Source organism: Streptomyces avermitilis MA-4680 = NBRC 14893 (assembly GCF_000009765.2).
In the GTDB taxonomy this organism is placed as follows: domain Bacteria; phylum Actinomycetota; class Actinomycetes; order Streptomycetales; family Streptomycetaceae; genus Streptomyces; species Streptomyces avermitilis.
Genome location: NC_003155.5, coordinates 6,081,564 through 6,094,399 on the forward strand (window position 1 = coordinate 6,081,564; position 12,836 = coordinate 6,094,399).

At 69.7% G+C, this 12,836-nt stretch carries 11 protein-coding genes; 4 read left to right on the forward strand and 7 right to left on the reverse strand.

The window, feature by feature from the left end; genetic code table 11:
- Window positions 1-15: 15 nt before the first annotated feature.
- Entirely contained in the window at window positions 16-408 is a 393-nt protein-coding gene (locus tag SAVERM_RS25910; protein ID WP_010986429.1) for a VOC family protein, read from the reverse strand.
- Between the two features lie 233 nt (window positions 409-641).
- Window positions 642-1,985 carry a UDP-glucose dehydrogenase family protein gene (locus SAVERM_RS25915; RefSeq protein WP_010986430.1) on the reverse strand — a complete coding sequence of 448 codons (1,344 nt, stop codon included), beginning with the start codon at window positions 1,983-1,985 and terminating at the stop codon, window positions 642-644.
- A 175-nt stretch (window positions 1,986-2,160) separates the two neighbouring features.
- Between SAVERM_RS25915 and SAVERM_RS25920 the strand changes: the two genes are divergently transcribed.
- Window positions 2,161-3,318 carry an acyl-CoA dehydrogenase gene (locus SAVERM_RS25920; RefSeq protein ID WP_010986431.1) on the forward strand — a complete coding sequence of 386 codons (1,158 nt, stop codon included), beginning with the start codon at window positions 2,161-2,163 and terminating at the stop codon, window positions 3,316-3,318.
- An 88-nt stretch (window positions 3,319-3,406) separates the two neighbouring features.
- Here SAVERM_RS25920 and SAVERM_RS25925 read toward each other — a convergent pair whose 3' ends face one another.
- Complete coding sequence (locus SAVERM_RS25925; RefSeq protein WP_010986432.1) at window positions 3,407-4,042, reverse strand: HAD family hydrolase; 636 nt, start codon at window positions 4,040-4,042, stop codon at window positions 3,407-3,409.
- Window positions 4,042-5,337, reverse strand: coding sequence for an LCP family protein (locus tag SAVERM_RS25930; RefSeq protein ID WP_037648016.1), 1,296 nt, complete (start codon window positions 5,335-5,337; stop codon window positions 4,042-4,044). The genes SAVERM_RS25925 and SAVERM_RS25930 overlap by 1 nt, the downstream gene beginning before the upstream one ends.
- Before the next feature lie 120 nt (window positions 5,338-5,457).
- On the opposite strand from SAVERM_RS25930, the gene SAVERM_RS25935 reads away from it, so the two are divergent.
- A complete protein-coding gene (locus SAVERM_RS25935; RefSeq protein WP_037647887.1) occupies window positions 5,458-6,054 on the forward strand; it encodes an acyl-CoA thioesterase in 597 nt (198 codons plus the stop codon).
- Between the two features lie 62 nt (window positions 6,055-6,116).
- Here the strand turns inward: SAVERM_RS25935 and SAVERM_RS25940 are convergent, their stop codons facing one another.
- Window positions 6,117-7,586: an LCP family protein gene (locus tag SAVERM_RS25940; protein ID WP_107083058.1), complete on the reverse strand. Its 1,470-nt coding sequence runs from the start codon at window positions 7,584-7,586 to the stop codon at window positions 6,117-6,119.
- Window positions 7,587-7,715: 129 nt separating this feature from the next.
- On the opposite strand from SAVERM_RS25940, the gene SAVERM_RS25945 reads away from it, so the two are divergent.
- Entirely contained in the window at window positions 7,716-8,744 is a 1,029-nt protein-coding gene (locus SAVERM_RS25945; RefSeq protein WP_010986436.1) for a glycosyltransferase family 2 protein, read from the forward strand.
- 54 nt (window positions 8,745-8,798) lie between these two features.
- Here SAVERM_RS25945 and SAVERM_RS25950 read toward each other — a convergent pair whose 3' ends face one another.
- A complete protein-coding gene (locus SAVERM_RS25950) occupies window positions 8,799-10,541 on the reverse strand; it encodes an LCP family protein (protein ID WP_010986437.1) in 1,743 nt (580 codons plus the stop codon).
- A gap of 131 nt (window positions 10,542-10,672) precedes the next feature.
- On the opposite strand from SAVERM_RS25950, the gene SAVERM_RS42800 reads away from it, so the two are divergent.
- On the forward strand, window positions 10,673-10,840 hold the full coding sequence (locus tag SAVERM_RS42800; RefSeq protein ID WP_154696734.1) for a hypothetical protein: 168 nt from the start codon (window positions 10,673-10,675) through the stop codon (window positions 10,838-10,840).
- A 25-nt stretch (window positions 10,841-10,865) separates the two neighbouring features.
- On the opposite strand, the gene SAVERM_RS25955 is transcribed toward SAVERM_RS42800, so the two are convergent.
- The gene (locus SAVERM_RS25955) at window positions 10,866-12,605 is read right to left on the reverse strand and encodes an LCP family protein (RefSeq protein WP_037647884.1); all 1,740 of its coding nucleotides are present in this window, start codon (window positions 12,603-12,605) and stop codon (window positions 10,866-10,868) included.
- Between the last annotated feature and the right edge of the window lie 231 nt (window positions 12,606-12,836).

Sequence of the window (12,836 nt, forward strand, 5' to 3'; positions counted from 1 at the left end):
GACGGTCGAGCGGGCTCAGGACTCCTCGATCCGGCAGAGGCAGAACGGATGCCCCGCCGGATCCGCGTACACCCGGAAGTCCTTCTTGACGTCGTCCTCCAGATCCAGTGGCCGCGCGCCGAGCGCCAGCACCCTCTCGTGGGCCGCGTCGACCTCTTCCCAGGTGGCCCCGGCGTCGAGGTCGAGATGGAACTGCTGGGAGTTCCGGTCGGCCCGCGGCCACTCGGGCGGGGTGTGTCCGGGCGCCCGCTGGAAGGACAGCAGCGGACCGCCCGGGACCTGGAGCACGACCCAGTCGGGGTCCTCGTCCTCGGGTGAGCCGCCGACGATCCCGGCGTAGAAACGGGCCAGCTCCCGGGGATCGGGGCAGTCCAGCACGACGGAGCGGAAACGGGTCACAGCGGCCATCTCGTCCTCCGGCTATCGGTCAGCAGACACAGAGACAGCACGGGTGCCCCGCCGGGCCCGCGTGAACCCGATCCGGCCCGCGAGCGCCTCGTCCAGGCCCGCTACGGACGGCCGGTTGGGTGGTCGCCGCTCGCCGGGCACCCCGGTGGGGCAGAATGCAACAGACACCGGTCCGGCCGACTGAGCCTCGGCCGGACCGGTGTCCTTCGTCCGGTCCGGCCGACAGGCCCCGGCTAGGCGGTGGGGCGGCCCATCGCGCGGTACGTCCAGCCCGCCCGGCGCCACAGCTGCGGGTCGAGGGCGTTGCGCCCGTCGAGCAGGACGCGGGCCGAGGCGGCCTCGCCGAGGGCCGCCGGGTCCAGCTCACGGAACTCGCGCCACTCGGTCAGGTGCAGTACGACATCGGCGCCCCGCACGGCCCCGACCGCCGAGTCGGCGTAGCCGAGCGTCGGGAACAGCCGCCGGGCGTTGTCCATGCCCTTCGGGTCGTACACCGTGACCTGGCCGCCCTGGAGGTGGATCTGCCCGGCGACGTTCAGCGCGGGCGAGTCGCGTACGTCGTCGGAGTCGGGCTTGAAGGTGGCACCGAGGACGGCGACCCGCTTCCCCAGAAACGATCCGCCACCGAGCGCCTCGCGCGCCATCTCGACCATCTGGCCACGGCGGCGCATGTTGATCGAGTCGATCTCGCGCAGGAAGGTCAGCGCCTGGTCGGCGCCCAGCTCGCCGGCGCGCGCCATGAAGGCACGGATGTCCTTGGGCAGGCACCCGCCACCGAAGCCGATCCCGGCCCGCAGGAACTTCTTGCCGATCCGGTCGTCGTGACCGAGCGCCTCGGCCAGCTGGACGACATCGCCGCCCGCGGCCTCGCAGACCTCGGCCATCGCGTTGATGAAGGAGATCTTGGTGGCGAGGAAGGAGTTGGCGGAGGTCTTCACCAGCTCGGCGGTCGGGAAGTCGGTCACCACGAAGGGCGAGCCCTCGGCGACCGGAGTCGTGTACACCTCACGCAGCAGCTTCTCGGCGCGCTCGCTGCGCACGCCGACGACGATCCGGTCGGGGTGCAGGGTGTCCTGGACGGCGAAGCCCTCGCGCAGGAACTCGGGGTTCCAGGCGAGCTCGGCGTCCTCACCGGCGGGCGCCAGCTCCGCGAGCCGGGCCGCGAGCCGGTCCGCCGAGCCGACGGGCACGGTGGACTTGCCGACGACGAGGGCGGGGGCCTTCAGATGCGGGGCGAGTGCCTCGAAGGCGCTGTCGACGTACGACATGTCGCACGCGTACTCACCGTGCTTCTGCGGCGTGTTCACACAGACGAAGTGGACGTCGCCGAACTCCGCGACCTCGGCGAAGTCCATGGTGAAGCGCAGCCGCCCGGTGGACCCCTCGATCCCGGCGACGTGCTTGCGCAGCAGCTCCTCGAGACCGGGCTCGTACATCGGGACCTCGCCCCGCTGGAGCATCTCGATCTTCTCGGGCACGACGTCGAGACCGAGCACCTCGAAACCGAGCTCGGCCATGGCCGCGGCGTGTGTGGCGCCGAGATAGCCGGTGCCGATCACGGTGATCTTGAGGGCCATGGGTGCTCCAGAGTTCAGCGGCCGTGGGTGCGGTGCCCGAGCATAGTCGGGGCATGCCCGGCCGCTTCACCGGGCAACTTCCCCCTGTCGCCAAGCTCACGTATGCGTCCTGTGGGCAGGCCCTTAAAATTTGGGTTACTTAACGGTAATTAGCATCCTTGGAGCGTGAGAGACCTTGGCCGGATCGGCTGATTTCGACCTGTACCGCCCGTCCGAGGAGCACGACATGCTCCGGGACGCGATCCGCGCGCTGGCCGAGGCGAAGATCGCGCCGTACGCCGCCGCGGTGGACGAGGAGGCCCGCTTCCCGCAGGAGGCGCTGGACGCCCTGGTCGCCAACGACCTGCACGCCGTGCACGTACCCGAGAGCTACGGCGGCGCGGGCGCGGACGCGCTGGCCACGGTCATCGTGATCGAGGAGGTGGCCCGCGTCTGCGTGTCGTCCTCCCTGATCCCGGCCGTGAACAAGCTCGGCTCCCTGCCGGTGATCCTCTCCGGCTCCGAGGACCTGAAGAAGAGGTACCTGTCGCCGCTGGCCAAGGGCGACGCGATGTTCTCGTACGCGCTCTCCGAGCCGGACGCGGGTTCGGACGCGGCGGGGATGAAGACGCGGGCGGTCCGCGACGGCGACTCCTACGTCCTCAACGGTGTGAAGCGCTGGATCACCAACGCGGGCGTGAGCGACTACTACACGGTCATGGCGGTCACCGACCCCACGAAGCGCTCCAAGGGCATCAGCGCCTTCGTGGTCGAGAAGGCGGACGAGGGCGTCTCCTTCGGCGCCCCGGAGAAGAAGCTCGGCATCAAGGGCTCGCCGACCCGCGAGGTCTACCTCGACAACGTGCGCATCCCGGCGGACCGCATGATCGGCGAGGAGGGCACGGGCTTCGCCACGGCGATGAAGACCCTGGACCACACCCGCATCACGATCGCCGCGCAGGCCCTCGGTGTCGCCCAGGGCGCCCTCGACTACGCCAAGGGCTATGTCCAGGAGCGCAAACAGTTCGGCAAGGCGATCGCCGACTTCCAGGGCATCCAGTTCATGCTCGCGGACATGGCGATGAAGATCGAGGCCGCGCGTCAGCTGACGTACGCGGCCGCCGCCAAGTCGGAGCGCGGCGACAAGGACCTCACCTTCCAGGGCGCGGCGGCCAAGTGCTTCGCGTCGGACGTGGCGATGGAGGTCACCACGGACGCGGTCCAGCTGCTCGGCGGCTACGGCTACACCCGTGACTACCCGGTCGAGCGCATGATGCGCGACGCCAAGATCACCCAGATTTATGAGGGCACGAACCAGGTCCAGCGCATCGTCATGGCGAGGAACCTGCCCTAGCGGCAGCTCGGCGGCTTCGTTCGGCCCGCGGAGACAGCACGGCCCCCGGCAGCGCGCCGGGGGCCGTTCGCATGGGGTGGTGAGCCGGTCAGAGAAGCGGCGCCAGCGCCCGCTCCAGATCCGTCGCTTCGTGGAAGTGGACGGCGCGCAGGCCAAGGGCGGCCGCCGCGTCCACGTTCTCCCGGGTGTCGTCGACGAACAGGCACCGGTCGAGCCGTACGCCCGCCCGGGCCGCGGCGAGTTCGAAGATCCGCGGATCCGGCTTGACCAGGCCGACGCGGGCGCTGCTGACGACGTGGTCCGCGAGATCGGACAGGCCGAGGGACGCCAGGTCGGCCTCCAGCTGGACCGTCGCGTTGGTGACGAGGACCAGCGGCATCCGGGTCCGGGCGCGGCGCAGGAGCGACACGACCGTCCCGTCGGCCCCAAAAGGCAGCTCGATGAGCGCCTTCCCCAGCTCATGGGCCTGTGTCCCGGACACCAGGCCGGTGAGACCGTCCACGATCGACAGCACCCACTCCTGGGGGGTGATCCGGCCCAGCAGCACCGGCCGGACCGCCTCCGGGGCGAACGCCACCTTGGCCGTGGTGCCCTCGGCCAGCCCGACGGCGCGTTCCAGAGCGGTCAGCCCGGACGGGTCGTAGAACCGGATCACGTTGTCGACGTCGCACAGCACCGCGTCGAACGGCGGCTCGCCGAGGGCTCGGGTCGGGGCGGGTGTCATCAGTTGCCCGACACCGTCACCTTCTCGTCGTTCTTCAGCTCGTTCACCAGGGCCTTGACCTTCGCCTTGTCCCAGACGAGGTTGCCGCCCGAGGAGCCCGAGATCGGCATGTTCATGGACGTGCCGTCGCCGCCCGTGACGCCCTTCATCGCCCAGAACATGTCGGCCAGGTCGAACAGGCCCATGTCCTTGTCGACGATCAGGGTGTCGAGGCCCGAGCTCAGCGTCGGGTACAGCTTGAACGGGTTGAGGACGGTGGACGGCGTCGCCACCTGGTGGGCGAGGGCCGACAGGAACTTCTGCTGGTTCTTCGTGCGCTCCAGGTCCGAGGCCGCGAAGGCGTGCCGGGTGCGGACGAAGGCCAGCGCCTGCTCACCGTTGAGGGTCTGCTTGCCCGCCTTGAAGTCGGCGCCCGAGAACGTGTCCTTGAAGCCCTTGTCCAGGGTCATCTCCACGCCGCCGACCGAGTCGACGATGTTCGCGAAGCCGGCGAAGCCGATCTCCACGTAGTGGTCGATGTGCAGGCCGGTGTTGTACTCGATCGTGCGGACGAGCAGCTCGGGGCCGTCCTCCGCGTACGCCGCGTTCAGCTTCACGTGGCGGCCCGTGCCCGGGTAGGTCTTGCCGGACGTGGAGCCCTTGAACGTCGGTATCTCCACGTCCGAGTCACGGGGCAGGGAGACCAGCGTGGAGCCGTTGTCCCCGGTGTGCAGGATCATCATCGAGTCCGTGCGCTTGCCTTCGGCGGACCCGGTGTGCAGCTTCTTCTTCTCCTCGGCGGACATGCCCGCGCGGCTGTCGGAGCCCACGATCAGGTAGTTCGTGCCCTCGCCCGTGTCGGGCCGGTCGATGACCTTGGAGAGGTCGACCTCGCGGTTGAGCTTGGAGTCGGCCCAGAAGTAGGTGCTGACGGAGACCACGACCATCAGCGTGACCAGCGTGATCGCGGTCCACTTGATCCGCCGGCGCCAGTTCGGTGCGGGCCGCGGACCCCGCGTACCCATGCCGCCCGGTCCCTGCGGGCCGCCGCCGTTCGGCGTGCCGTAGACATGGCCCGTGTTGTAGCCGCTGTCGTATCCGTCGTCGTACCCCTGCCCGTCGACGTACGACGGCTGCTGGGGTACGCCGCCGCCGTACGGCGGCGCGGACTGGTACGGCCCCGGTCCGCCGGAGCCGCGCTGGACCTGCCGCATCACGCGCGCGCCCTCGGGCTGTGCGCCGGCGCTGCCTCGTCCGTAGCGGCCGCCACCGTTGCTGCGGTTGTCGCCGGACCTTCCCTCGGGCCAATCGTTCATGCCGCCCAGTGTGCAGTGCTGGACCACATGCCTTACAAGGGTTGCCGGAAAACCGGGTCAGTGCTGTGGCCAAGCTGACACAAAGTCTCCCGATTGTCGTCCCGGCATAAGGTGGAGGCCATGACACACCAGGCCACCGCTGCGGAATCAGAAATTCCGGGCGCACATCAGGGTGCGGCTCCGGGCGAAGGCCCGGGCGAGATCCCCGGGAAGCCCACCTCCGCCTCCCGGACCACCCTCAGCCACATCATGACCCACAACGACACGAACCTTCTGGGGACCGTGCACGGTGGCGTGATCATGAAACTCGTCGTCGACGCGGCGGGAGCCGTGGCCGGACGCCACTCCGGCGGCCCGGCCGTCACCGCCTCCATGGACGAGATGGTGTTCCTGGAGCCGGTCAGGGTCGGCGACCTCGTGCATGTGAAGGCGCAGGTCAACTGGACCGGCCGCACCTCCATGGAGGTCGGCGTACGAGTCCTGGCCGAACGCTGGAACGAGTCCGCGCCGGCCACCCAGGTCGGCTCCGCCTATCTCGTCTTCGCCGCCGTCGACGCCGACGGCAAGCCCCGCCGCGTGCCCCCGGTCCTGCCGGAGACCGAGCGCGACAAGCGCCGCTACCAGGAGGCCCAGATCCGCCGCACCCACCGTCTCGCCCGCCGCCGCGCGATCATGGATCTGCGGGAGAAGCGCGCGGCGGAGGGGCTCGACGACTGACGCGGCCGGAGCAGCCGCGTAGCCGCGGCCGGAGCAGCCGCGTAGCCACGGAGCCCGCGAAGCTACGGGCACACCACCTGGTCCCCGGTGACCACCCCGAACTCCCCCTGGTGCTGATCCGCCGCCTTCACCCGCTGCACCTTCGTGTGGTCCGCCCCGACGAGCACCTTCAGCGTGGGCCCCTGCCCGGGCACCGCGCGCAGCTCGCAGCCGGGCAGGGCGGCCGCGAGGGACCTCGCGGAGCGGTCCCAGCGGGGGTCGTAGGCCACGACCGTGCGCTTCAGGGTCTGGGCCGCCTTCGTGGGCTGCCGCGTCGTCCGGAAGCCGGTCGCGGCCAGCGCGCGGTCCATCCGGCCGCCGAGCCCCTCCGTAAGCGTCGCGTTCTCCACCTGCACCCGGATCTGCTGGGGAGCGACGTCCACCCGCAGGGTCCTGCTCCTGCTGCGGTGCTGGACGAGCGGCTGGTCGTCGCGCAGCGACTGGAAGAGCTTCTGGGCCTTGGCGTCGTCCCACTTCAGGGTGGAGCCGATGCCCTTGACGACGTGGGTCATGTCCCTGATCGGCACCGTCGTGAACTCGCTGGAGGAGGGTGAGAAGTTCCGCATCGCCCGCCCGAGGTCGAGCAGTTCGTCCGTGCCGAAGCCCCGGTCGGCCCGGACCGAGCCGAGCACGGCCCGGGTCACGTCCCGGAACTTCAGCGGGTTCAGCAGCGCCCCGGAGGACGTCGTCTGTTCGACCAGCGACGCCAGGAAGCGCTGCTGGCGCTGCATGCGGCCCAGGTCGGAGGCGCCGTCGACATGCCGGGCGCGCACGTACTGGAGCGCCTCGCCGCCCCTCAGCCGGTGCGTGCCCGCCGCCAGGTCGAGACCGGTGTACGAGTCCTTCAGCGGCTCCGGCGTGCAGATCTGTACGCCGCCGAGCACATCCACCGTCTTCATGAAGCTGGTGAAGTCGACCTCCAGATAGTGGTCGATCTTGACGTGCGTCATGTTCTCGACGGTGCGTACGGTCAGATTCGGGCCCCCCTGCGCGTACGCCGCGTTCAGCTTGATCGGCTGCGGGCGGCTCCGCCTGCCGGTGATCCCGTCGGTGTGCGTCGGCATCTCGGCGTACGAGTCGCGCGGCAGGCTCACGATGCTGGCCCGCTCCCGGTCCTCGGAGATGTGCACGATCATGATCGTGTCCGTGCAGTGGCAGGGGGCGCCGCCGAGGCGGTACTTCCGCCGTTCGGCCGCGCTGATCTTGTCCCGGCCGTCCGTGCCGACCAGCAGGACGTTCATGCCGGTGCCCGCCGCGGGGCGGTTCTTCATGTCCTTGAAGGGGTCGACCCGCGCGATGTCCGCGTCGAGGCTGGTGACCACGGCGTGGCCGATCCCCGCCGAGGCGAGGACCACCACGGACAGCGTCGTCACCATCCGCATGGACCAGCCGGGCCGCCTGGGCCGCCTGGGCCGTACGGGCGGCCGCCGGGCGGGGGAGGGCCGCGGCCGTCGTGGAGGGCGGGCGGCGGGGGAGCGGGGCGGTGTGGGCATGGGGGGACACCTCCGCGAAGGCATGGGGGTGGGGATCCGTGAGCACCGTAGGCCCATACGATCTGCGGCCCGGTCCGGTGGCCGGGCGGCGCGCGCCCGTGTCCCCCGTTCGCGGTAACGTGACGTCCGATGAGCGAGAAGTCTGACGTGCAGCCCCCCGCCGTATCTGTGATCATGCCCGTCCTCAACGAGGAGCGGCATCTGCGCGGGGCCGTCCAAGCGATCCTGGCGCAGGAGTACGACGGCGAGATGGAGGTGGTGATCGCCATCGGTCCGTCCTCGGACCGGACGGAGGAGATCGCCGCCGAACTCGTACGCGAGGACCCGAGGGTCCACACCGTGCCGAACCCGACCGGCCGCACCCCCGCCGCGCTCAACGCGGCGATCAAGGCGTCCCGGCACCCCGTCGTCGTACGCGTCGACGGGCACGGCATGCTCTCGCCGAACTACATCGCGACCGCCGTACGCCTCCTCGCGGAGACCGGCGCGCAGAACGTCGGCGGCATCATGCACGCCGAGGGCGAGAACGACTGGGAGCACGCGGTCGCCGCCGCGATGACCTCGAAGATCGGCGTCGGCAACGCCGCCTTCCACACGGGTGGGGAGGCCGGTCCCGCCGAGACCGTCTACCTCGGTGTCTTCCGGCGCGAGGCCCTCGAACAACAGGGCGGCTACAACGAGGAGTTCATCCGCGCCCAGGACTGGGAGCTGAACTTCCGGATCCGGGAGGCCGGCGGGCTCATCTGGTTCTCGCCCGAGCTGAAGGTGTCGTACCGGCCGCGCCCGAGCGTGCGGGCCCTCGCCAAGCAGTACAAGGACTACGGGCGCTGGCGGCATGTCGTCGCCCGCTACCACGAGGGCTCCATCAACCTGCGCTACCTCGCCCCGCCGACCGCGGTGTGCGCGATAGCCGCGGGGGTCGTGGTGGGGCTCGCCCTGACTCCGTGGGGTCTCGTCGTCCCCGGCGGCTATCTGGCGGCGATCGCCCTCGGCTCGCTCCCCGCGGGCAAGCGGCTGCCGCTGAAGGCCCGTCTGCAGATCCCGGTCGCCCTCGCCACCATGCACATGTCGTGGGGCTTCGGCTTCCTGACGAGCCCGAAGGCCCTGGCCAAGAAGGTCATCGCCTCGCGCCGGCCCGCGGTGCTCGGCTCCAACTGAGCCGCACAGCGGAGAAGTCGGGGCCCCTTCGGCTCGGGAGGGGGCCCGACTCCGTCATGACCAGGTGTAGTCCGGGTCCACGTGCATGCACGCCCCGGTGTCCGAACCCTTGTCCAGCTTCGCGGACGCCGGCGTCGTGTCGTCGTCCTCCGCCGCCTTGTACGTGGTGCCCGACCGCCAGTCGCCGCCCACGATCAGCGTGACCCCGGAGACGCTCGCCGACTTCTCCACCGAACTCAGCGGGACGCCGAGCGACTTGGCCACCCGCTGGGCGTCGCCCTTCAGATCCGCGCTCGGATAGCGGATGACCGTCTTGTCCTCGGAGAGCACCGTCGAGGAGTCGGCCGCCGCCCCGGTGAAGCCCTTGCCGACGAGGAGCTGCGCCATCGCGTTCGCCCGTCCGCCCACCGGCGCCAGTGCGCTGGTCCGGGTGCCGTTCTGCACCTGCACCGCGATCTTGTCGTCCGCGTGGGCGGGGGCCACCGCCTTCTGGGCCGGGGACTTCTTCTTGTCCTTGCCGTCCAGCGCGATGTCCTCGCGCAGGAGCCGGAAGACCTTCGCCGCGTCGTTCGGCTTGGGCAGGACGCGGTTGCCGTCGGACGAGTACACCCACGGCATGGTGGTCATGGTGATCCGGCTCGTCGGAACCTTCTTCAGCTCCTTGCTCAGGTCGTAGAGCTTCGACACCGTGCCCAGGCCGTCGTCGACGGTGAGCGCGTTGGTGGCGGTCTCGGCGAGCTTGCGCAGCTTGTTCGGGTTGCTCAGTGTGGCGTTCTCGCGCAGCTGGCGGACCATCGAGTTCATGTACTGGTGCTGGGCCTTGGTCCGGCCTATGTCACTGCCGTCCTCGAACCCGTACCGCGTGCGCAGCCACTGAAGGGCCTGCTTGCCCTTGATGGACGTCGTGCCGTCCTTCAGCTTCAGGCCCGAGCCGTGGCCGGTGGAGGTGTGCGAGTAGATGTTGGCGTCCACACAGACCGGGACACCGCCGATCGCGTCGGCCATCGACACCACACCCGCGAAGTCGACCATCATGAAGTGGTCGATGTGGATGTCGGTGAACTTCTCCCAGGTGGCGACGGTGCAGCCGGGTCCGCCGCGGCCGAGCGAGTTGTTCGTCATCGTCGGATACGTGATCGCCGCGTACGTGTGACTGGTCTTCGGGTCGGTGCACTTGGGGATCTCGAGCAGCGTGTCGCGCGGCATGCTGACCACCGACATGTTGCTGCGGTCCGCCGACAGGTGCAGCAGCATCTGGACGTCGGCGCGCGGTGTCCCGCCGTAGGTGTCCTTGGCGCCGCCGAGCTTCTGGTTCGCCGCGGAGTCGCGCGCGTCCGAACCGATCAGCAGGATGTTCAGCGGGGTCTGGCCCGCCGCGTTCGCCTTGGGTTTGGCCGCCCTGTCCTTGTCGTCGCCGAGGTACAGGTCGTCCTTCTTGATGTTGTCGTTGAGGTGCTGGTAGTAGAGATATCCGGCACCCGCGGTGCCAAGTATCAGGACCGCCAGAACCGTCGCCGACCAGCGCAGGACGCGGCGTCTGCGACGTGGGCGCCCCCCGCCCCCGTCCCCTTTGCCGCCGCGCCGGCGCCCGCCGCCGTGGCGGCTGTGGCCCTTCGCCTCGTCGGGTGGACCGTCGCCGTCGCCGCCGCCCTGAGCGGAGCCGCCGCCTCGACCGGAGCCGCGGCCGTCCTGAACAGGCTCGCCGTTGTCGTCGTACAGACTGTCGTCCCAGCCCGGTTCACCGGTCTGCCGGTCACGTGGTCGCGCCCCCTTTCGACGCACACTGCTCTGCACCATCTCCCTGCCCTCCCCACCCTGCGCCCGACAAACGGGTCCGTTCCGCGTCGGGGGAACGCCCCGTCGCGCCCCACCCGATCTGTCTGCCGTGCGGTGCGGCGGGACGCCTCGCGCGCCCCGCCGGTGTAGCCATGCCCAGTTGGACGCTCGGCGCGTCGTACTGGATGTACTGGATCCGCTGGAAGTACTCGTACCGGAGGTACTGGAAGCACTCGTACTGGATGTACTGGATCCACTGGGTGTATCAGCGTCCGGCCGGACGCCCGAGGCGCCCGGCCGGATGTATCGGCGCCCTGTAGGACGCAGGACGGACCCGTCAGGTCATCACGTGGAGCAGACTTGCTTGTCGGCGGTGGCCTTCTGGATGTTCTCGGGCGCCTTCGACGGCGTGGTGAGGGGCTCCCCGGCCCCCTTGAAGTCCTTGCCGAGGGTCAGCACGATCGCGGGCAGACCCTGTGCGTTCTTCTCGCTCTTGCCCGGCTTCATCTGCGCCGCCGGCAGCCCCATGAGGTCGGCCAGCTTGCGCGCCTGGTCGGCCTGGTCGGGAGAGTACTCGAGGGTCGTCTTGCTCAGCGTCTTGCCGGCGTTGCCGAGCTGACTGGACTTCGTCACGCCCTCAGTGTTCTGCAGCCAGCTGAGAGTTTCCTGTGCGGCACCGGAGGGGGCGCCGCCGTTGTAGATGTCGACGCGGACGTCGGAGGCGGCGGAGCGGGAGCCCTTGAGCCGGGCGGCGACCGCGGCCTTCTCCTTCTTCTTCTCCTGCTTGACCGCGGTGAAGGAGACGTCGTCCTTGATCATGCTGAAGACCTGGGGGGCCGTCGTCTGGTTGACGACGACCGTCGCGTGGACCTTCTCGGCGGGGTTGTCGATGACGGGGACCGTGGTGAAGGTGATGTTCTTCGGCGGCACCTTCTTGAGCTCCAGCGCCACGTCCTTGAGCGTGCTGACCTTGCCGATGCCGGTGTCCACGGTGAGCGCCTTGGTGGCGGCCTCGGCCAGGTCCAGCAGTTTCTTGGGGTTGGTGAGGGTGTCGCTGGAGGTCATCTTGCGCGACAGCGCGCCGAGGAACTGCTGCTGCACCTTGATGCGGTCGAGGTCCCCCTGGTTGCCGAAGCTGTGCCGGGTGCGCAGGAAGGCGAGGGCCTGCTCGCCCTCGAGCGTGGACTCGCCCTTGGGCAGCTTCAGGTGCGAGTCCGGGTCGTTGACCGCCTTGCCCACGCAGACCGTGACGCCGTCCACCGCGCTGGTCAGCGTCTTGACCGCGTTGAAGTCGGCCATCATGAAGTGGTCCGGCGAGATTCCGGTGACCGCCTTGACCGTGCGCATGGTGCAGCCCGCGTCGCGGCCGCCCTGGCCGAGGCTCGTGTTGAAGCGGACGTTCTGCGAGCCGCCGATGACCTTCTTGGAGCCGTCGGCCTGCTTGGTCTCGCAGTCCGGAACGTCGACGATCAGGTCACGCGGGATGCTGAGCGCCGTCGCGTTCGTACGGTCCTTGGAGACGTGCAGCAGGATGTTGGTGTCGGCGTGCCCGACGCTGCCCTTGTCGCCGTAACCCTCGTTGCCCGCACCGGTGCGCTTGTCCGTGCCGATGATCAGGATGTTGAAGGCGTCGTCCTTGCTGAAGCTGCTCTTGGCCGCGTCGCCGACGTCCGTCGTCTGGACGTTGCCCTCGAGGTGCTTGAGGTAGAGATAGCCGGCCGCCGTGACGGCGACCAGGACGAAGGCCATGGAGCCGCCCGTCCACAGCACTATCTTCTTGGTTCTGGACTTCTTCGGTTTCGTACGTCCCCGGCGCCGGCCCGGCGGCGGCTCGTCCGGCACGCCTCGACGGCGGCGCGGCCCCGGCACCAGGTCCGGGGCAGGGCTCTGCCGGGTGTCCCGGCCCGGCGCGGCTGAACGGGCGCGGCCCGCCGAGCTGCGCGAGGCGGACCTGCGCGGTCCCGGCACCGACGACTGCGGTCCGGAACTGCTCAGTCGCAGTTCGTATTCGCCGGTGTCCGGGTTCAGTACCCACTGGTCTGCGGGGTCGATGTTGTCCGCCCGCCCACGGCCTTGCGCGTCCACGGTTGTCTGAATCCTCCGTCGGGGCCACGCGGCGCCTTCCCCCTCAAAGGCGCTCGGGTCTCGGTCAAGCAGTGCGCGACCCCAGGACAGTCCTCGTGGCCGGGTGCACCGGATCGCTCACACTATCCGCCCAGTTCAGCGTCAAGCGACGGCGGTGACAAATTACACTTCCCTACAACCGGGCAATCCGCCTTATTTCCCAGAGACTTCTTAGGTTGGGCGTTCCTTGCC